This is a genomic window from Collinsella sp. AM15-2, assembly GCF_003471985.1.
In the GTDB taxonomy this organism is placed as follows: Bacteria; Actinomycetota; Coriobacteriia; order Coriobacteriales; family Coriobacteriaceae; genus Collinsella.
The window spans coordinates 700-20,758 of the sequence record NZ_QRKO01000020.1; the positions used below are offsets into that span (position 1 = coordinate 700).

The 20,059-nt window shown below is 56.3% G+C and carries 16 protein-coding genes and 1 pseudogene; 6 read left to right on the forward strand and 11 right to left on the reverse strand.

The features are described 5' to 3' along the window. Positions 1-229 precede the first annotated feature (229 nt). On the reverse strand, positions 230-1,192 hold the full coding sequence (gene arcC, locus DW171_RS08215) for a carbamate kinase (protein ID WP_006235166.1): 963 nt from the start codon (positions 1,190-1,192) through the stop codon (positions 230-232). A 435-nt stretch (positions 1,193-1,627) separates the two neighbouring features. On the opposite strand from arcC, the gene DW171_RS10185 reads away from it, so the two are divergent. Together DW171_RS10185 and DW171_RS08220 are read left to right on the forward strand one after the other, a co-directional pair. Beyond that, positions 1,628-1,777 (forward strand): hypothetical protein, encoded by a 150-nt coding sequence (locus DW171_RS10185; RefSeq protein WP_158549138.1) that lies wholly within the window; start codon positions 1,628-1,630, stop codon positions 1,775-1,777. 107 nt (positions 1,778-1,884) lie between these two features. After that, positions 1,885-3,246, forward strand: a complete 1,362-nt coding sequence (locus DW171_RS08220; RefSeq protein ID WP_118270925.1) for an ATP-binding protein — start codon at positions 1,885-1,887, stop codon at positions 3,244-3,246. 435 nt (positions 3,247-3,681) lie between these two features. On the opposite strand, the gene nifJ is transcribed toward DW171_RS08220, so the two are convergent. Continuing rightward, positions 3,682-7,221, reverse strand: a complete 3,540-nt coding sequence (gene nifJ / locus DW171_RS08225; protein ID WP_117757919.1) for a pyruvate:ferredoxin (flavodoxin) oxidoreductase — start codon at positions 7,219-7,221, stop codon at positions 3,682-3,684. Between the two features lie 475 nt (positions 7,222-7,696). Beyond that, positions 7,697-8,176, reverse strand: coding sequence for an FHA domain-containing protein (locus DW171_RS08230; protein WP_187361855.1), 480 nt, complete (start codon positions 8,174-8,176; stop codon positions 7,697-7,699). A 426-nt stretch (positions 8,177-8,602) separates the two neighbouring features. Between DW171_RS08230 and DW171_RS08235 the strand changes: the two genes are divergently transcribed. The 3 genes from DW171_RS08235 (at position 8,603) to DW171_RS10100 (ending at position 10,562) form a co-directional block, all read left to right on the forward strand. Continuing rightward, positions 8,603-9,979, forward strand: coding sequence for a radical SAM protein (locus DW171_RS08235; protein ID WP_117820989.1), 1,377 nt, complete (start codon positions 8,603-8,605; stop codon positions 9,977-9,979). 169 nt (positions 9,980-10,148) lie between these two features. Continuing rightward, a complete protein-coding gene (locus DW171_RS10095) occupies positions 10,149-10,352 on the forward strand; it encodes a hypothetical protein (RefSeq protein ID WP_147357355.1) in 204 nt (67 codons plus the stop codon). 30 nt (positions 10,353-10,382) lie between these two features. Continuing rightward, positions 10,383-10,562 (forward strand): hypothetical protein, encoded by a 180-nt coding sequence (locus tag DW171_RS10100; RefSeq protein WP_147324165.1) that lies wholly within the window; start codon positions 10,383-10,385, stop codon positions 10,560-10,562. 886 nt (positions 10,563-11,448) lie between these two features. Here DW171_RS10100 and DW171_RS08245 read toward each other — a convergent pair. The 8 genes and pseudogenes from DW171_RS08245 to DW171_RS08280 all read right to left on the reverse strand — a co-directional run bounded on the left by DW171_RS08245 (position 11,449) and on the right by DW171_RS08280 (position 19,230). After that, entirely contained in the window at positions 11,449-12,069 is a 621-nt protein-coding gene (locus DW171_RS08245) for an ATP-binding cassette domain-containing protein (protein WP_158571040.1), read from the reverse strand. 126 nt (positions 12,070-12,195) lie between these two features. Beyond that, on the reverse strand, positions 12,196-13,077 hold the full coding sequence (locus DW171_RS08250; RefSeq protein ID WP_118270927.1) for an ABC transporter transmembrane domain-containing protein: 882 nt from the start codon (positions 13,075-13,077) through the stop codon (positions 12,196-12,198). Between the two features lie 695 nt (positions 13,078-13,772). After that, positions 13,773-14,039, reverse strand: a pseudogene (locus DW171_RS10445) (methyltransferase); the annotation flags it as partial. 327 nt (positions 14,040-14,366) lie between these two features. Beyond that, positions 14,367-15,305, reverse strand: a complete 939-nt coding sequence (locus tag DW171_RS08260) for an FHA domain-containing protein (protein WP_118270928.1) — start codon at positions 15,303-15,305, stop codon at positions 14,367-14,369. 3 nt (positions 15,306-15,308) lie between these two features. Further along, the gene (locus tag DW171_RS08265; protein ID WP_117655895.1) at positions 15,309-17,153 is read right to left on the reverse strand and encodes a hypothetical protein; all 1,845 of its coding nucleotides are present in this window, start codon (positions 17,151-17,153) and stop codon (positions 15,309-15,311) included. Further along, a complete protein-coding gene (locus tag DW171_RS08270; protein ID WP_118270929.1) occupies positions 17,150-18,055 on the reverse strand; it encodes a hypothetical protein in 906 nt (301 codons plus the stop codon). Before DW171_RS08270 ends, DW171_RS08265 begins: the two co-directional genes overlap by 4 nt. A 244-nt stretch (positions 18,056-18,299) precedes the next feature. Next, positions 18,300-18,896 (reverse strand): recombination mediator RecR, encoded by a 597-nt coding sequence (gene recR, locus DW171_RS08275; protein WP_089573257.1) that lies wholly within the window; start codon positions 18,894-18,896, stop codon positions 18,300-18,302. Between the two features lie 13 nt (positions 18,897-18,909). Next, a complete protein-coding gene (locus tag DW171_RS08280) occupies positions 18,910-19,230 on the reverse strand; it encodes a YbaB/EbfC family nucleoid-associated protein (RefSeq protein ID WP_006235174.1) in 321 nt (106 codons plus the stop codon). A gap of 349 nt (positions 19,231-19,579) precedes the next feature. Here DW171_RS08280 and DW171_RS08285 point away from each other — a divergent pair, with 349 nt between their 5' ends. Then, positions 19,580-20,053, forward strand: coding sequence for a hypothetical protein (locus tag DW171_RS08285; RefSeq protein ID WP_117648547.1), 474 nt, complete (start codon positions 19,580-19,582; stop codon positions 20,051-20,053). The last annotated feature ends 6 nt before the right edge of the window (positions 20,054-20,059 follow it).

Below are 20,059 nucleotides of genomic sequence, written 5' to 3' on the forward strand. Positions count from 1 at the left end.
TGAGTACCCGCAGAATGAGAGTGGATAATCTCCCGTTTTTGGCCTGTTTGCAGGCTCAAAGTGGGAGATTATCCACTCTCGTCATTTTGGCGCTGCCCGCAGCACTACCCATGAACAGCTACCTCAATAGCAAAAGCCCCGCAGCCGGAGCGGACTGCGGGGCTCATGAAGAGAGGCTAGTTTGTGGGCGCTTTGCCTGGCGCCCACGAGAGAGGCAACAGAGTAGAGACTACTCGTGGATGCGGGTACCGGAGAGGCCGGCCATGGTCTCGGCGGCCTTGTCCAGAGCGCCAATGATGCAGGTGCGGCCCTTGCGGGAACGAGCGAACTTGATGGCAGCACGGACCTTGGGCTCCATGGAACCCTTGCCGAACTGACCCTCGTCGGCCAGACGCTCGGCCTCGTCGGCGGTGAGGTCCTCGAGCTCCTCCTGGTTGGGCTTGCCAAAGTTGATGGCGACATGCTCAACGGCGGTCAGCAGGAACAGAACGTCGGCGTCGCAGTCCTCGGCCAGCAGCTCGCCGCCCAGGTCCTTGTCGATGACGGCGGGAACGCCCTTGTAGCAGCCCTTGTTCTCGTAGTCGCGGACGACGGGGATGCCGCCGCCACCGCAGGCGATGACGATGAACTCGTTGTCGAGCAGGTTGAGGATGGAGTCAGCCTCGACGATCTTCTTGGGATCGGGAGAAGCGACGACGCGACGCCAGCCGCGGCCGGAATCCTCGACGAAGACCTTGGAGGGATCCTCGGCCATGAACTCCTTGGCCTGCTCCTCGGTGTAGAAGGGACCGATCGGCTTAGTCGGGTTCTTGAACGCGGGATCGTCGGGATCGCACTCGATCTGGGTGACGACGGTGGCGGCGTGCCAACGCTTATAGCGCTTGTGCATCTCGCGGCCGATGCCCTGCTGCAGGTGATAACCAATGTAGCCCTGGGACATGGCGCCGCACTCGGGCAGCGGCATCTCGGGGGTACCGATGGCATCGTGGGCAGCGGCGAAGGCGTTCTGGATCATGCCGACCTGCGGGCCGTTGCCGTGGGTGATGATGATCTCGTTGCCCTGCTCGATAAGACCAAGGAGAGCGTGGGCGGTGTTGCTCACGGCCTCGATCTGCTCGACGGGGTTGTTGCCGAGGGCGTTGCCGCCGAGGGCGACGACAATACGATCGGGCTTGCCAAGAGGCTTAGACATTGCTGGAATCCTTTCTGTAAAAGGCCTACAACCCATTAATAACCCGCGTCCGTGCGATACGCGAGTTTATTAAGGTTTATATTCTCTTTATCGCTCATTTTATTCATTTTGAAAATACCTAAGCGGCGAACGGTCGATTTTACCCGCTCAGCGTAAAGAAGCCCAGTTCAGGCATATCTACGCCATTTACGTGCAACTTTATTTAAATAGAGCAGGGATTAGACCAGATTATGCAAACTATATCTTTGCTAAACACAAAACGGACAGCGCAATATCTTACTCGCACTATACGCGATTCTATACATTAATTTGACGAGTATGCACCCCTGCAAAAACATGGGGCTTTTCATCCAACATAAGGGATAGCCGATCGCGCTTCACCCCGCGGCAAGCGACTGCGAGTTCGCAGTATGGAACTTTACCGTCGGCTTCTGCATGAACGCTACCGACGCCCTTTCGCTCCTGCGCGCCCAAGCAGCCGAGAACGCTAACGGCGCCACTGTCAACCTGGCCACCCTCAACAACGGCGCCGCCAGCCTTTTCGCAAAGTACCGTGCTGGCTCGCTGGCTTTGAGGCCTAAGTGAGCTTTGCTATTTGCCAATTTTTGTATGATTTGGGTCAAATCTATTTGTCAATTTTTGTATGATTAGGGGCAAATCTATTTGCCAATTTTTGTCAATGAGGTGTTTTAATGCTACGCCGCAAAGTCACTGATAGGCTTTTGAGCTGGAAGAATAACTCCCATAAGGCCCTGCTTGTTACCGGTGCGCGTCAGATTGGCAAGAGCTATGCGATTCGCGCGTTTGGAAAGAGCAACTACGCTTCGTATTATGAGGTCAATCTGCTACTTGATGCCGAGGCAAGAGACGTACTTGTTGGCGCTAAGAACTCCATTGACTTCATCAACCGTGTGGCCCTTCTTGCGGATGCACCGCTTGTTGAGGGAGATACGCTTATCTTTGTCGATGAGATTCAGGAGTATCCGCAGATCGTTACACTTATGAAGGCGCTGGTCGAGGACGGACGCTTTAGCTATGTCTTCTCGGGGTCTATGCTTGGGACTGAGTTTAAGGGGATCTCTTCTTTCCCGGTGGGGTATGTCGAGCACATTGTTATGCGGCCAATGGATTATGAAGAGTTTTGTTGGGCAAACAGCATCAGCGAGAATGTGCTTGCAGACATCCGCAGCTGCCTTGTCGAGAGGCGTCCCGTCGAAAATTTTATTCATGAGGCGATGCTCAAAAACTTTAGAGCTTATATCGTTTGCGGCGGCATGCCGGAGGTCGTTCAGAACTATATCGATTCGGGCTATTCGCTCGTGAGAACGCGTGAGCTTCAAATTCAGCTAGTCGATCAGTACAAAAGCGATATCTCTAAATATGCATCGACTCGAGCGTTTAACGTTCGCTCCATTTTCGAGCAAATTCCCGTTCAGCTTGAGGCGGAGTCCCATCGCTTTATCGTCTCGTCTCTAGGCGAGGGAGCTCGTCTTCAAAAATACGAGCAGGATTTCCTATGGCTGGTGAACGCAGGCGTTGGATTGATGGTCCCCCAGGTGACGGAGGCACGAAGTCCTCTCAAGAGGACGGAGAAAACGACGGCCTTTAAACTATACGAGTCCGATACAGGTATGCTCGCATCGCGGTATCCCGGCAGCACGGCACGCGCCGTCTACCTTGACATGAAAACCCCCAACCTCGGCGGCCTCTATGAGAACGTGGTCGCACAGGAACTCGTTGCCCTCGGAGCAGATACGTGGTACTACCAAACGCGTGAGGTCGGTGAAGTCGACTTTGTAATCGAAGGTGCCCGCGGGCATGTTGTCCCAATCGAAGTCAAATCGGGCAAGAAAGTTCGAGCACATGCAGCCCTCGACCGTTTGATGAGTGTGGGCGAGTACAAAATTCCCGAGGCCGTTGTGCTGAGCCACGAAAACCTTTGCAAAGAGGGCAAGATCCTTTACGTTCCAATCTATATGACATTCTGTCTCGATGAGTTTATGGAAAAGGACGACCCCAACAACGATTTCTCGTTTGCACCCATATCTCTCTAGGTCATCTGAGTCCGCAAGCCAGCCCCCACGCCCAAAGTACTGCGCCTTTCGCGCCAAAGGCGCGAAACAGCAAGGGGATAGAAGGCAGCGACAACCAACTCCCCCACTATGCCCAAAGTGCTGCGATGTTTCGCGCAAAGCGCGAAACAGCACTGGGGCAGCAGAAGGCCACAATCAGCTAGCCCTCCATGCCCAAAGTGGCGCGTGGTTTCGCGGCCACGCCGCGAAACAGCGACCGGGACAAGGCACCCCCACAGCCACGTCCTTCATTCAGCCCCACAATCCGAGGACGTAGTCGTAGCAGGATCTGAGGGCTAACCTTCGCGGACACTCCGCAGGACGAAAGAACCCCCGCCGCACGTAGTGCGCAGCGGGGGTTCTTTCATGTCCGAGGACGTCCGCGAAGGTTAGCCCTCAGATCCTGCGGTGGGAGACCTAGGCCTCGTTGTACACCGTCTTGAGCTTCAACAGGTGAGCGTAGCGGTCCATAGCGGCCTGCTCGTTCTCCTTGAAGAGCTCCTCGGCGCGCTCGGGGAAGGAACGCGTCAGCGAAGCGTAACGGGCCTCGTTCATCAGGAACTCCTGATAACCGCCCGCGGGCTCCTTGGAATCGAGTGAGAACTTCTTGCCGGCAGCAGCCTCGGGGTTGAAGCGGAAGAGGTTCCAGTAACCGCACTCGACAGCCTTCTTCATCTCGGCCTGGCAGTTCTGCATGCCGCCCTTCTTGATGGAGTGCATCTCGCAGGGGCTGTAGCCGATGATGAGGGACGGGCCGTCGTAGGCCTCGGCCTCGTGGATGGCCTTGAGGGTCTGAGCCGGGTTGGCGCCCATGGCAACCTGTGCCACGTAGACGTAGCCGTAGCTCATGGCAATCTCGGCCAGAGACTTCTTCTTGGTCACCTTACCGGCGGCGGCGAACTGAGCGACCTGGCCCAAGTTCGAGGCCTTGGAGGCCTGACCACCGGTGTTGGAGTAAACCTCGGTGTCGAAGACGAAGACGTTGACGTTGTGGCCGGAAGCCAGGACGTGGTCCAGGCCACCGAAGCCGATGTCGTAGGCCCAGCCGTCGCCGCCGAAGATCCAGAAGGACTTCTTGGTGAGGTAAGCCTTGTCGGCGAGGATCGCCTTGGAAGCGTCGCAGCCGCACTTCTCGAGCTCGGCAACGTAGGCAGCGGCAGCGGTCTTGGAGGCCTCGGCGTCGTTGACGGAGTCGATCCAAGCCTGGCCGGCGGCCTTGAGCTCATCGGACGGACCATCGGCAGCGATGATGTCCTGGGTAGCGGCGATCAGCTTGTGCTGAACGGCCTCATAGCCAACGGCCATGCCCAGGCCGTGCTCGGCATTGTCCTCGAACAGGGAGTTGTTCCACGCCGGGCCGTGACCGTCCTTGTCCTTGCAGTAAGGAGCGGTGGCAGCGGGGTTGCCCCAAATGGAGGAGCAGCCGGTGGCGTTGGAAATGAACATGCGGTCGCCGGCGACCTGGGTCACCAGACGTGCATAGGCGGTCTCGGCGCAGCCGGCGCAGGAGCCGGAGAACTCCAGGTAGGGCTGCTTAAACTGGCTGCCCTTGACGTTGGCCGCGATGAGCTCCTTCTTCTCGGAGACGTTCTCGACCATGTAGTCCCAAACGGGCTGCTGGTCCATCTCCTGCTCGGTGGGAACCATCTCGAGGGCGCCCTTGGGGCAAACCTTGACGCAGTTGGTGCAACCCATGCAGTCGAGCGGGGACACAGCCATGGTGAACTTCATGCCCTTGGCCTTGGGGCCCATGGCGTCGAGCGTGCGGGTAGCCTCGGGCGCGGCGGCAGCCTCGTCCTCGGTCATCGCAAACGGACGGATGGTGGCATGCGGGCACACGTAGGCGCACTGGTTGCACTGGATGCACTTGGTCTCGTCCCAGTGGGGAACGACCACGGCGACGCCGCGCTTCTCGTATGCGGAGGCGCCCAGCTCAAACTGGCCGTCGGCGCAATCGACAAAGGCGGAAACAGGCAGGCTGTCGCCGTCCATGCGATCGATGGGCTCGAGCAGGTTCTTGACCTGCTGGGCGATAGCGGACTTGGTCTCCTCGGAGAGCTCGACGGGAGCGGCATCCTCGGCGGTAGCCCAGTCGGCCGGAACCTCGAACTTACGGAAGGCGGTAGCGCCGGCATCGATGGCCTTGTGGTTGGCGTCGACGATAGCCTGGCCCTTCTTCATGTAGGACTTGGTAGCCGCGTCCTTCATGTACTGCAGGGCGTCCTCGGCGGGCAGGACCTTGGCCAGCGCGAAGAAGGCGGACTGGAGCACCGTGTTGGTGCGCTTGCCCATGCCGACCTTAGCGGCCAGGTCGATAGCGTCGATCAGGTAGACGTTGACGTTGTTGTTCGCGATGTAGCGCTTGGCCACAGCGGGCATGTGCTCGGCGAACTCCTCGTCGCTCCACTGGCAGTTGACCAGGAAGGTGCCGCCCGGCTTGACGTCGCGGACCATCTTGAAGCCCTTAACGATGTAGCTGGGGTTGTGGCAAGCGACAAAGTCGGCCTTGGTCACGTAGTACGGCGAGCGGATCGGGGAATCACCAAAGCGCAGGTGCGAGACAGTGACGCCGCCGGTCTTCTTGGAGTCGTACTGGAAGTAGGCCTGGACGTACTTGTCGGTGTGGTCGCCGATGATCTTGATCGAGTTCTTGTTGGCGCCGACGGTACCGTCGCCACCCAGACCCCAGAACTTGCACTCGATGGTGCCGGGGGCTGCGGTGTTGGGCGCATCCTCGGCCTCGGGCAGGCTCAGGTTGGTCACGTCATCGACAATGCCGATGGTGAACTCGCGCTTGGGCTCGTCCTTCTTGAGCTCCTCGAAGACAGCGAACGCGGACGCGGGAGGCGTGTCCTTGCTGCCCAGGCCATAACGGCCGCCGACGACCTTGATGCCCGTCTTGCCGGCCTCGTAGAGAGCGGAGACGACGTCCTGGTAGAGCGGCTCGCCGATGGAACCCGGCTCCTTGGTACGGTCCATGACGGCGATCTTTTTGACGGTCTCGGGGAGAACGTCGACGAAGTGCTTGATGGAGAACGGACGGAACAGACGAACCTTGACCAGGCCGACCTTCTCACCGTGAGCGTTGAGGTAGTCGATGACTTCCTCGAGCACGTCGCAGAAGGAGCCCATGCACACGACGACGCGATCGGCATCGGGAGCGCCGTAGTAGTTGAACAGGCCGTAATCGGTGCCGAGCTTCTCGTTGATCTTCTTCATGTAGCCCTCGACGACGGCGGGAAGCTCGTCGTAGACCTTGTTGCAGGCCTCACGGTTCTGGAAGAAGATATCGCCGTTCTCGTGGCTGCCGCGGGTGTGCGGGTGCTCAGGGTTGAGCGCGTGGTCGCGGAAAGCCTGGACGGCGTCCATGTCGCACATCTCGGCAAGATCCTTGTAGTCCCACATGGCGACCTTCTGGATCTCGTGGCTGGTGCGGAAGCCGTCGAAGAAGTTAAGGAACGGGGTCTTGCCCTCGATGGCGGCAAGGTGAGCCACCGGCGAGAGGTCCATGACCTCCTGGACGTTGCCCTCGGCGAGCATGGCGAAACCGGTCTGACGACAGGCCATGACGTCGGAGTGATCGCCAAAAATGTTCAGGGCGTGGGAAGCGACGCAACGCGCGGAGACGTGGAAGACGCCCGGGAGCTGCTCGCCCGCGATCTTGTACATGTTCGGGATCATCAGGAGCAGACCCTGAGAAGCCGTGTAGGTGGTGGTCAGAGCACCGGCACCCAGCGAACCGTGAACGGTACCGGCTGCACCTGCCTCGGACTCCATCTCGACGACCTTGACCGGGGTGCCGAAGATGTTCTTGCGACCCTGGGCCGCCCACTGGTCAACATGGTCGGCCATCGGGCTGGACGGCGTAATGGGATAGATTCCCGCTACCTCGGTGTACGCATACGAAACATATGCGGCCGCCTCGTTGCCGTCCATAGACTTAAACTTACGCGCCATATACCCCTCTCCTCTCATATAGGTATACAGGCCCCGGCGATCGCCGGGATGTTGGCGTGATGGGATTTTCGCTGTTGCTTCCAATCATCTGGCAGGCGGACTTGGCAGCAGGTACATGGCGTGGAGAGAAGGCATGCCGAGGCGAGGGGCAACTGATGCGCCCCACAGACCCGACCGCCCGTCTTGCACATGACCGAGCGCCGCAAAGGCCGCATGCCGGATGCTCCCGGGCACGCCCCGGCGATGGGAAGCGCCCGCAACGGAAATCCGCATGCGGGCTTATTGTACCCCGCCGTCAAGTGTAATTTCGGCAAATATAGGCGGGCGGTAAAGGTTTACCTTGGGTGACCATCAAGGGCAAAATTGATCCTTCCGTCACCGAGGGACCAAATGGCAGCTGCGGTGAAATAGGAACTGTTTGCCGGCCGTAGCCTTAAACAGCCCCTATTTCACCGCAACTTATTTAGGAGATGAGTCAGAGGGCGCCGAGGAGGATGGCGTAGGTTGTGGATTCTCCGAGCTTGAGCTCGTCACCGGGGTTGAGCTGGGCGGAGCGGCCGGGCTCGACCTGGGTGCAGACGTTCGTCGCGTCGTTTACCACCACGGTTCCGTTGGTGGACGACAGGTCCTCAACGTACCAGACATTTTGGTCATCGCACCACACGTGGGCATGGCGAGCCGAAACGTCATCGCCCACATCGGTGATGCCGCCCTCCCCCGTTGCCAGCGCGCCGATCTCGACGCCTTCCTCACTCGGCTGAATCCAGCGCGGGACGCTCACCGCGTAGCCGTTTTGCACGCGCAGCAGTCCCAGCGGATGCGCCGGCGCGACCTCGTGCTCGCCCGACTTGGAACCAAGGCGGGCGTGAGAGCAAACGGCATAGGGAACGAATCTTGCGGATGTACTCCTCGACGTCAGGCAGGTAAGCCCCACGAAGTCACCGGGGAGGCCCAAGCGGCCCGGCACCACTTCCAGATTCTGACCAGGGCGAGTCGTTCGCCGGTGGCTGAAGGCTCGCTCCCACCCAAAAGGGGAGATTCGCGTTGTTCCCCAATCGCTCTCGCATCTTTCATTTTGCTCGAGGTGGGCTATAAAAACTTTCCTGGTGAAAGGCGGCGATTGGTTTCCTTTCTTTCTAGAGGAGCGCGCCTGTAATCTGTTTTCATCCTAAATCAAGTTAAGATCGGACCTTCCAGAGGCAAGTCGACTCAAACTGCAAGGCTCCATGTTGGAATAAAGAGCGCTGTCGAAGTGCCAACAACACAAAGCTTGCCAGTCTCAAATAGAACCTTTTGGGAGTCCGATTGGGCCGCACACCGAATCCCCGCTGGTGGTTTTTTATAGCTGCGCAACAATAAACAAGGTTAGTGCCAGTCCAGCATGAAATTGAGGAACGTATGCATTTTTTTCTCAGTAAGTGATCGTCGTTACTGCTTCGATGAGGTCACTCGCAATTGCTTTCAGGTTGACCAAGCATCAGAAGATGCGCTTCGCATATTTGAAGCATCGGGAAGAACGGTCAACTCGAAGTTGCTAACAAAGTCACTTGCTGCGAAAGGCTACGACCAAACGACCATAGCAGAACTTGAAGACGACATTGATGAGTATCAACGATTGTCTGAGCGGACTTTCTTAACAAAAGACACGCCTCGAAAACTTAGATCCATCGAACTCCACGTTTCACATGCATGCAACCTTGGTTGTAGTTACTGTTTTGCCGGTAAAGGAGATTATGGAACGTCTCCTCTGCTGATGACAGACGAGATAGCCTTCAAGGCGGTCGACTACCTCGTCGCAAGTTCATCGGAAAACGAAACGCTTGCGATCGTCTTTTTTGGTGGGGAACCCATGATTAACGAGCCGCTGATATGGAAAACGGTCGACTATTCAAAAAGAATATACCCCAATAGAAACTTTACCTATTCTATTACGACCAACGGAACGCTTTTGAATGACACTGCTGTGAATTCTTTCAAGGAGCACGGGTTTTCTGTTCTGATTAGTCTCGATGGTACAGGATGCAAGCACGATGCATCGCGCCCGTACAAGACGGGAGGCGGCTCTTTCTCCGATATCGACAAAAACGTTCGTCGTTTTTCCGAGTCGTTCCCCTTCGGCGCAAGAGCGACCTTAACAAATAATAACTGTAACCTTGTTGAAGACTATCTTCAGTTTAAAGAGATGGGCTTCAGAAGGATTTACTTCTCGCCCGTGAGCTCATTCGATGAGAATATCAAACTCGACGAACACTCATTAAACAAAATCAGGGCGGGCCTAATAGATTTGGCGGATCAATATCTCAAACAGATTGATCAAGGGGAAAAGCCCTTGTTTAGAACATTGAAAACTGCAGTTGATTTGATTATGAGCAACAGGATCGCCTTTGTCGGATGCGGGGCTGGCAGGCGTTTTATTTCCGTGACTCCCGAAGGGGACGTATACCCCTGTCACAGGTTTGTCGGGATGATGCGATTCAAAATGGGCAACATCGTCACCGGAATTGACGAAACTAGGTATATTGAAAACTGGAGTCAGGGTGTCGAAAAAAGAATTGACTGTACGGACTGTTGGGCTCGGTCTTTCTGTGGTGGGGGCTGTAGCTGGGAGGCTGCAGACGAGCACGGCTACTTGCCCAAGAGTCTACACCCTGCATCATGTGAATATAGAAAGATGTGCTACGAGATGGCTTTTGACCTTATTTCCCGCCACTCATCTTCGCAGGAGAAAAATCAACGAGAAGCTACTGTATCGGAATAAGCGGTTCAGCGCATTGCTGTCACCATTGTGGAGGTGTTCGTTCTTCTGATTACCGTCTGCGAAGCTTATTGCTACGTTCGCCGAAACCATTCTAGAAATATGGTGAACTAGACATCTTGGTTTGTTATACACAATATTGAGGTTTTTCTGCACTCAAAGGGAGGTAGTCGTGAAGCATATTCATCCGATTACTCCAGGAAGTGGCGACGAGGCAGGCGTGAAGCCGATGTCTTTTGACTGCCTCTTGGGCATTACTGACATCTGTACTGTTTATGATAAAGCAGATGGCTGTGGTGCATACGATTACTGCGACTATGACATGGATGGCGGCAGCATCTGCGTTGTAGATCACTGTGGCATTGATCAAACGTAGTCTCTAATTGGATTAAGGTGAGGAGCTGTTATGAAGCATATCCATCCTGTTGGTTCAAATGAACATCCTCCCGTTGAGCCTTGTTGTCTTGGAGTTGATATATGCAATTTTTACGACATCGCCGAGTGCCCTGTTGCGGATTGGTGCTATGTCGATAAAGAATCAAGCTGTGTTTTGCCAGCAGATTGGTGCGATCCAGTTGACGAGTAGTTTTGTGGCTAGGAACTATTTGGTCCAATTCAGAATAAGATGGGAACAAATACCAAAATCTCGTGTCTGGGAGGAGTTATGCCATTATTGCAAGGTCTCGTTGGATTAGCCTTTATACTTGCGTTATATCTGGCACCTTTTTTAATTCTATTCTTCATTATCCGACTCTTTCTTCGGAGAAAATAGGAGTGTCACGCAAACATTAGCGTAGCTTTCTTCCAATATGAGCCGAGCATTGGCAAGTGGAATAAGAAGCCCGACCGTTCGCCACATGAAAGTGATCGGACGGGCTTCTCTATTTAACCCGGGCCGCCACCCATAGCGGCTTTCCAAGCGTATTCTCAGTGCAAAGCAATCGTCAGTTTAATCCTATGCGCTGATACCGCATTTCATTTGTTCGGCTCGAATTCTACGGCCTGGCAACCCTCGCACTCTCCGGCAAATGGATTGAACGCGAAGGCAGAGATGATGTGTGCGTGGACATCGAGGCTGCTGTAGGCAACATACTGGGACATGGACCCCCGCTGCGCGTGGTATGCGGCCCGGCATATTCATTGCCGTCCAACCCCGTGTAGTTGCAGCAAAGGGTGGAACCTCAATGCTCAGCTCATGTTGTCCGTGGGACACGAGAATCGTAAGTACACTTTGGTGCGATTCTCACGCTGATACTGAGCCACCTGGAATAAGATACGTCGCGACAACACTTCGCTTCACCTCTGTCTCGACAAGATGACGTAGACTAAAGTTTCCTTTAGTAAGAGAACGAGAACTATATCTGAAAGCGTTGCGATGGCGTGAAGGCACCGAGTCCGAACCGCCTGAATGCTACGTGCATCTGCATCGCCTTTTTGTTATCTCTGCCAGTTGGGTAGCACTACACTTGTCATCATTTACCCTGGTACATGCTGCCTAAATCCACTACCCCTTCTACCGCGCCGACCATCTCGTCATCGTGAGAGACAACGATGATCAGCTGGCTTTGCTTGTTGCGCTTAACATAGGCCGCAAGCTCGGCGCGGCTTACAGCGTCTAACCCAGTCGTGGGCTCGTCGAGTACCAAAACTGACGACTTGCGTGAAATCGCCGACCATAAGTACACTCGGCGCAGCTCACCGCCCGAAAGCGCGGAGCAACGTTTCCCGAGCAACTCCTTCACGCTGTTTTCCAGCGAAAGTAGGCCATCTACACCCCGGTGATAGGAAGAAAAGGGCGTGTCGAAATACTCTAACAGCTCTTTCACCGTTTCGTCCGGCGCGAAGCACGACTGTGGGCAGCACGATATCTCTCTCGCACGTATGTAATCCAAGTCGCATTCTTCGATTGGCACGCCGTTGTATTTTACTTTGCCTTTCGATGAGTATAGCCCGAGCATCAAGTAAAGAAGTGACGTCTTGCCTCTTCCGTTTTCCCCAACTATGCAATATGTACCAGGACCGGAAAACTTGAAAGAAAACCCGCCGAGGACCTCTCGGACAGATCCGTCTGGAAGGGCAACCGAGAATTCCAAATCAGATACCGAAATGTCATTTATTTCATCGAGTTTAGCTAAATCGGTCCGATTCCACCCCGATCTCTCCTTTTCTCTCGTCGCGATAGCCGTCCTATCCCATGATGCTTTGGCATCTTGATAGGATTAGAACAATGACATCATACTTTTCAAAGTCTTAAAGAGAACCGCGAAGTATGTAGCGATGATAGTGTACTCGCCTATTGACATAGTTCCGTTAATGATTCGTACTCCGGAAACAACAAGTATCACCGCTTGAAACAACGCTGCGAAAAGACCATCGAGCGATGTCAGAGAATATGATAGCTTTCCGGAGCGCAAAACTTTGGGAAAATAGCTCTTAAACCCAGCGTCGAGCGCTTGTTCGCTCTTGCCGTACGAAGATGTCAGTTGAATGTTGAGAATCTGATTAAGCTGCGATGCAATTGCGGCGTAAAAGGCGCTGTCCGCCTCTTTCTTCTCATACGTGACCCTATACAAAAGTTTCCTCAACCCAGTAATTACACAGAAATACACGATGAGGAGAATGATGGAAAACACCGCGAGAGTTGAATCAATTGACCATATGATAAGCAATACGATGGGAATGGCTACAATGGACAGCGGCGCACTGATAAAATTCGCCAAAACGAAGGATGAGACCACGCTGGAGTCGGAAATAATCCGTTGCGTTGTATAGGCTGGATCGATGGTCCGACTCACCAAGTAATCGTCTCTTTCAAAACGCAAGACGGCCTCCCTGAGAAGATCAAAGGAAAGTCTCGTGGTTATGCGAATGGAAAGTGTTCCTGCAAAATAAGTAAAGAGGGTGGAGAAAACTCCTATTGACGCAACCAGGAGCGCGAAGAGTACGGCGTCTCTTTCGCTGCGGTTACCGAGAAGAAAATCTAAGAATTTCCCGTTCACGTATGGCATGGCATAGGAGAGAGCGGTTCCAATCACCGTGATAGCAATGAAGACGAAAGCCCCTTTTGCTCTGATGAACCTCGAGAGAACGCATCGAATCAAGGAAGGCCCCAATCTACCCGCCACAAAACATCAATCACTGATACCTTACACCTCAACACAACAGGAGCGAAGATTTGCCAATGAGACTGCTTTAAGATTGCCTTGGGCCAATACGATCTCAAGCTCTTCCTACAAGAGAGTCGGAATCGGACATCTCCTCCGACGAACCTGGCAATCGGGCGGTTGAAATATCTTTTTCAACCGCCCGATTGCCACAATAGATTTGAGCATCCGCCCACAAACGTCCGCGTTTTATACCCATCAAATCCTTTGCCTTTTGTCGTCTAGACTAGAAAAATCGCTCGAAATAACGCAACCGGCCTGCTCGCTTGAAGAAACCTAAGCCCGTAACGTAGATGTGCAAACTTCCGAAACGCCTTGCGCGGCATAGTGCGTATAAACTTCGTCAACCGCCTCAGAAATATCTGAGTATCGCGCCGGGTCAAAAGCATACGATGTCGCAGCTATACCCTGCACCCATTCGGAACGCGGATTAATTGAATAGCCACACAGCATCATCATACATGCATCTAGACCTGATTTCCCAAGTATCCGACGTATTGATGAGAGCATCGCGGGTCGCCCCTGCACCATCGTCGTCACCCCTATTAGCAGTATTTACCGTTTTTCTCTAAATGCGTATCGCCACCCTTAAGAATACGAAGTGTTTTATCCAGACCCGATTGTCCTCCATCTCAAACGAAGGGATAAGGAATCTCATCCGGAATCGGCAGTAACGGAGGATTCACAACGACAAGCGAAAAACATGAGTCATCTCTCAGAGGGGAGTAAAGGCTCCCCTCAAGCACCCTAGTTTCGTCATCCAAAGAGTTGATGGCAGTGTTTTTCTTACAAAGGTCGACAACAAAAGGGTTGATTTCTACAGATGTTACATCCATGCCACAGTTGGTAAGTATCAGGCCCTGTATTCTGGGGCCAGAACACAAATCGAGAGCCTTCCGTGCGCTCTGCGGTGTAAGGCGCCAATCTCAGCAAATCTGTCCCACAATACTGCGCTGAAGAACAAGACGGAACCCCTGAGCCAAACTCCCCTATACCTTATTAAGGCTAAGACAGGCAAGTTCACGCACCCGGCATATTCCAGAATAACATCCTATTGTTTTAGATGCTCTACAAGCATGAACAGCCGCGAATCGGAAAGATCTTCTAGTTTCGCCCCGACTGACCGCCAAGGGCCAAAATGGCCTCTCCATCCCCAGGCGACCGGCTCTGGCGCGCCGAGGAGTGTCCCCAAGTGCCGGCAGAAAAGGAACGTCCTTAACTGCCGGCTAGAGGGCACCGAAGAGGATGGCATAGGTAGTGGATTCGCCGAGCTTGAGCTCGTCGCCGGGATTGAGCTGGGCGGAACGGCCGGGCTCGACCTGAATGCAAACGCGCGTGGCCCCGTTTACCACCACGGTTCCGTTGGTGGACGACAAGTCCTCGACGTGCCAGATATTTTGAGCATCGCACCAGATATGGGCATGGCGGGCCGAGACATCGTCGCCGACGTCGGTAATATCGCCCTCACCAGTGGCCAGCGCGCCAATCTCAACACCCTGCTCACTCGGCTGAATCCAGCGCGGGGCGCTCACGACAAAACTGTTTTGCACGCGCAGCAAGCCCAAAGGGTGCGCCGGGGCGGGTTCGCGTTCGCCCGCAGTCAGCGACATGCCAAGCGAACGCGGCGTGGATGTGCCTCCGCCACAGGTCGCGTGTGCGTAGTCGATGGCATAGTTCACCGAGGACCGCACATCCGCCGAACAACCGACGGCGACAAACAGCACCAGCACGGCCTCGGCGCGCTCGGCGGGCATGAGTTCCGCCGCCTGGGACAGGCGATCGAGCGCGTTGCGATAGAGATTCGTGTCCTGGTGGCACTCTTCGAGCGCGCGTACCATCGGTTCACCTGCAGGACCGCACACCATATTGATCACAGCCGTGGAGTCCATGGGATTGCGCTGGCGCAGGGCCAGTTGCGACATAATACGCGCAGCCGAGGTACCGTATTCGGCAAAGTAGCGCTGCTGAAGCGTGCCGACCGGCGCGCGAACGATAAAGCGGGAAACCCAAGAGCGATCGGCGGCTCGGCTCTGCGGGCTGCGGCCGTCGGCGAGCGGACGGGACGAAAGCACCAAGCCGCACAGCTCGATATGGCTCAGATGCGCTGCGCGCTTAAAGATGTCAAACATGGCCCCGCATGGGGTGAGCTCAACTTGAGATGCCATGACCTAGGCCTCCTTGGTCGTAGAAATAGAATCGGACGATACTTCGACAGGTCCGCCAAAAGTACGGACAGCTGCGGCTCCACCGGCAAGCGGAGTCGCCATCTGGGCTTTTGTGCGTCGCGGTGCCGAAACGGGAAGTTCAAAGGCAAAGCCCATCGCAAGCAAAAACCACGTAAGCGTATAGGCTGCGATCAGAGCGGCAACAAGGCCGCCCATCACGGCGCGTTGGGAAAATACGCTACATGCAGACACAGCCAGTACCGGAACCTCGCAGGCAGAAAGCGCAAGCACACCCCGCAGGAAGCCCGAGCGCCGATCGCGCGCAAGTGCCCCCGCGGCAACGCCGGCTATGCCTGGCAGCGCCAACGCCAGTGCGGCAATAATGCCCGGTAGCGACCCAGACCACACGAGCGATCCCAAAGTCGCCGTCACGCGAGCGCCCGATGCCAGCAGCGCGGCCGAAACCACGACCACAGTCCAAACCACGCCGCAGGCGACCGTCGCGCCGACCATCAGCGCGCGACGAACCGCGCGGCCGGACGCATCCATGGGGCACGGCGTGAGCGGCTCGCCACGGAGCGAACGACCAACATTTTGCGCATAGTGGTCACAAAACGCCGAGAGTGCCGCCTCGACCGCCGCCGGCTCGGGACGATCTTTTTGAGAGCTGGACAGACAGGCCATCACCACGTCGAACAGCTGGGCATCGACAAACGCCAGCGCATCGCGTAGCTCCTCGGAATCCGGCTCAAGCCCCAGCTGCTGGGCCTGCTCGGCCGCGGCGAGCGCCACATCGGGCTCACGACGAAGCAGCTGAGTCAAATCGCAACCGGGCGCATGGGCACCAATGGGATAGTCGGGCAGCGTGTCCATCTTGAGACGGTAGGGGCTGGCGATGTCGCGCGTCTTTTTGCGCGAACCCGAGGTGCCCGAAGTGCTCGGCGCGGCTTCGTATGGCGCGGCGCCGGCAATGAGCTCGTAAACCGTGCTTGCTGCGGCATAGACGTCGATCGCCGGCGACATACGCAAAGCGCGCAGGTCGGGAATATCGTCGGTGAGCATCTCGGGCGGGGCATAGGCAACCGTCGCGCGACGCAGCGTGGCATAGCGCTCCGTAAACGACGCCTTGCCGCCGGTACCGGCCACGGCCGACGCAGGCTCAAGCGCCAGCGACGAGCCAAAGTCGATCAGGCACAGGTCAAAGGTGCCCTCGGCAAGCTGCCGGTCAAGCGGTAGACGCGCCGTACGCACCATAATATTAGCGGGCGAGATATCGCGATGGACAAAGCCCTCGCCCACCAGGCTCATACGGCAGAGCAGATCGAACAGGTCGCGACCCAGACGCGCCGCCACAAGCGGCGATAGGCGGCCGGCATCGTCCACGGCAAAGCGCGAGCGCAAGCGGGCGAGCGTCTCGCCCTCGACCCATTCCATGACAATTGCAGGCACACCGTCGACCTCGCCCCAGCCATAGAGGCGGGGAAAGCCCTTAAGGCCCGAAAGGGCGCGATGGCATTCGTATTCCTCGCGAAACGCCGCTTTGAACTTGGCGACCAGCGCCTCATGGGCGGCGGCATCGTCAAACTCATCGCACGTTGGCAAGATGAGCTGCTTGAGTGCCACGGCCTCGCCTTGGGCGTTGACGGCACGCGTCACGCGGCCGATACCGCCACGGCGCATGGTGGCATCGTCGGCAAACAGTATCGTAAAACGACGCAGATAGGCAGGCAGTTCGTCCTGACCGAGCGCAATGGCCGGCTCAAACCCGTCGACACGCGCCAGGCGCAGGCCGACCATGGGATCGCGACCGAGCGATTGTGGTGTGGTGGATGCAAGATCGGTCATCATAGGGCAAGCGCCGCCACGTTATTGTTGAAGTTACCGAGCGCGACGTCATCATCGCCGTAATGGCCGACCCATTGACATAGGTTGGTGTAACAGCCCCACAGATTGGCATACTGCTGATACCACTTTGACCGGGGCGAGAATGTCTGACGACCGAACTCGGCTCGAATGACAAACATCTCCCCGACCAGGCTGTCGCACGGCCTGGGATCTCCCGTAGAGTTATAGGTCGAAACCACGTCATTGGCACGAGAAACATAGCCGTCGAGCATGTTGTACTTGGTTACAAGCCAACTGTGAATGCTCTCTTCCTCAGCAGCGGAAAGGCCACCGGAGTTTGCATCGTTGTCAGCGTTGCCGCCCGTCGAGCCGCCGTTTCCAGACCCTCCGGCAGAGGAACCCGACCCAGAGCCGCCGCCCGAACTCGACGAATCCGAGCCGGAGCCAGAAGTATCCGAGCTACCGGGCTTTCCGGACTGCTGGGCGTCCTGCTCCTTCTGCCGCTCGACCTTATTCACCGTTGCCGCCACGCTATTGTTGGACAACCGATCGATGATCTTGGTGTTGGTGAGCACGATGGTTTTGCCATTGGCAAGCGTGACTTCGTTGTCCGGGGCCTCGGCGCCGTCCGCGTCGTCGGCGCCAAACACAATATGCGCGACCACACTTGCCCAAGCATATCCAGTCGTGGTGCCCAGATCACTTTTGACCTCATGCCCCACGCGCGGTTCGCGTGCGGCATGTGCCTGCATCATGGACGGCACGGTCATGCCATAGGCAGAAACGCCAGCTATGACCAGCACCAGCGAGCAAGACAGCAGTGCGTACGCCCGCGGCGCCAAGCCCAGTCGGCGTCGCATGCGCACCGCGGCGCCGCGCTTTGTCTGAGTGCCACCGGGCCGCATGCGTTCTCCTCCAACAAAAACACGCCGCTCGGGAGCGGCGCATTCATTCGAATCCATATTTGAGTGTATCAGCGAACCCAAAAGGTTGCGCAACGAATGAGCAAATTAAGGATGCGAGTGGAAGCATCCATGCGATAAGCGGATACAAAGTATCTTTGTTGCACAACAAACTTATAGTCGCACGGGGAATTATGACTGCCCCGTGCGTCGCCAGGAAAACATACGGCAGGAGCAGGCTCGCCACCTAAATCGTGCGACGGGCCTCAATGGCGCGCCCAAGCGTAAGCTCGTCGGCATACTCCAGGTCGCCGCCCACGGGCAGGCCGCTCGCCAGACGCGACACCTCAACGCCCAGCGGCTTGATAGTGCGGGCCAGGTAGCTCGCCGTGGTCTCGCCCTCAATATTGGGGTTGGTGGCGATGATGACCTCATGGATATCCTCGTGGCCCAAACGCGCCAGCAGCTCGCGGATGTGCAGCTGCTCGGGACCAATCTTGTCCATGGGGCTGATCACGCCGCCCAGCACATGGTACAGGCCATGGTAGCTGCCCGTGCGCTCGATTGCCTGGACGTCGCGCGGCTCGCCCACCACGCAAATACGAGTAGTGTCGCGCATCGAATCTTGGCAGATGGAGCACTCGTCGGCCGTGGCGTAGTTAAAGCAACGGCTGCAAAAGTGGACCTCCTGCTTAACCTCCAGGATGGCCTCGGCCAGGCGGCGGGCCTCCTCGGCATCGGCCTCGAGCAGGTAATAGGCGATGCGCTGGGCCGACTTGGGACCAATGCCCGGCAGACGGCCCAGCTCATCGAGCAATTTTTGCAGACTATGGTTGGCACTCATATATATGCGTGTCTTAGAACGGCATGCCCGGGATGTTGAGGCCGCCGGTGATGGCGCCCATCTGCTTGTTGGCGAGCTCGTTGACACCGCGGACGGCCTCGTTGACGGCAGCCATGATCATGTCCTGCAGCATATCGACGTCCTCGGGATCGAGGGCATCGGGGTCGATGGTGAGGTTGACGAGCTCCATCTCGCCGTTAACGGTCACCTTGACCATGCCGCCGCCGGCAGAGGCGTCGACGGTCTGGGACTTAAGGTTTTCCTGCGCGGCGGCAAGCTGCTCCTGCATCTTGCGAGCCTGCTTCATCATTTGCTGCATGTTCATACCGGCCATGATGGCTCCTTTACGTGCGGCCGCGCGACAAGCTGCAAGGGCAGCCGGAGCGCGACGGGACTTTCAAACTCAAAAATCGTACCACGGCGCGGGGCAAGCAAGCGGGGCGGACACGCTACCTCAGTCGATATACATGTCCTTGAGCGTGACGCACGCCCAAGATTATGCAAGGTCGAATTATGCAAGGTTGCATAATTATCTCAAGCTACATCTAGCAGAGCTGGAACCAGGCAGTTTATGCGTAGGGCTACAAGGCTACATGGCAAAATGCCGAGCCGCTGCTCGAGGCGGCACGCATGGCGGCTGGGTATAATTTGATTGTCATAGATGACGATTTGGAGGTGCCCTCGTGAATGTCCCAGCCGTACTCCAAAACATCCGCTCAAAACACCCCGTTGCATATGTGGTTCTCTATCTCTTTGTCGTCTGGGTATTACTGGTTATCATCACCCATGCCATAGCTTTTGGAGCAGAACTGCTGATAGCCAGCTCGGACCAGCCCGTCGTCAAATGGGAGACGACCGATGAATGCACCGACGGAACCCGAACCATTTACTACAACAGCCCGTCCCTCTACCAAGAGTTCAAGGTCAAGATAAAGGACTCCAAGATTGTCGATGCCGAACTGGGCTCTTTATTTACAATCGGAGCAACCGTCAACGCCGAGCAAGTCGAGTACACGGACAGCCATGCGACGTATCGTATCGACCTCAGCATCCTAGGCCGACCGTCACGCGCCTGTCTGCTCGAATGCGATATACGCGGCACCACGTTGCACATGTCCGAAATACAGATGCGCCCGGGCAAGGGGTTCTCTTCTTGAGCAGTA

Coding starts and splice junctions, on each gene's coding strand:
- arcC (WP_006235166.1), bottom strand. CDS start 1,192: ATGTCTAAGCCTCTTGGCAAGCCCGATCGTATTGTCGTCGCCCTCGGC.
- DW171_RS10185 (WP_158549138.1), top strand. CDS start 1,628: ATGAACGCTACCGACGCCCTTTCGCTCCTGCGCGCCCAAGCAGCCGAG.
- DW171_RS08220 (WP_118270925.1), top strand. CDS start 1,885: ATGCTACGCCGCAAAGTCACTGATAGGCTTTTGAGCTGGAAGAATAAC.
- nifJ (WP_117757919.1), bottom strand. CDS start 7,221: ATGGCGCGTAAGTTTAAGTCTATGGACGGCAACGAGGCGGCCGCATAT.
- DW171_RS08235 (WP_117820989.1), top strand. CDS start 8,603: ATGAAATTGAGGAACGTATGCATTTTTTTCTCAGTAAGTGATCGTCGT.
- DW171_RS10100 (WP_147324165.1), top strand. CDS start 10,383: ATGAAGCATATCCATCCTGTTGGTTCAAATGAACATCCTCCCGTTGAG.
- DW171_RS08260 (WP_118270928.1), bottom strand. CDS start 15,305: ATGGCATCTCAAGTTGAGCTCACCCCATGCGGGGCCATGTTTGACATC.
- DW171_RS08265 (WP_117655895.1), bottom strand. CDS start 17,153: ATGATGACCGATCTTGCATCCACCACACCACAATCGCTCGGTCGCGAT.
- DW171_RS08270 (WP_118270929.1), bottom strand. CDS start 18,055: ATGCGGCCCGGTGGCACTCAGACAAAGCGCGGCGCCGCGGTGCGCATG.
- recR (WP_089573257.1), bottom strand. CDS start 18,896: ATGAGTGCCAACCATAGTCTGCAAAAATTGCTCGATGAGCTGGGCCGT.
- DW171_RS08280 (WP_006235174.1), bottom strand. CDS start 19,230: ATGGCCGGTATGAACATGCAGCAAATGATGAAGCAGGCTCGCAAGATG.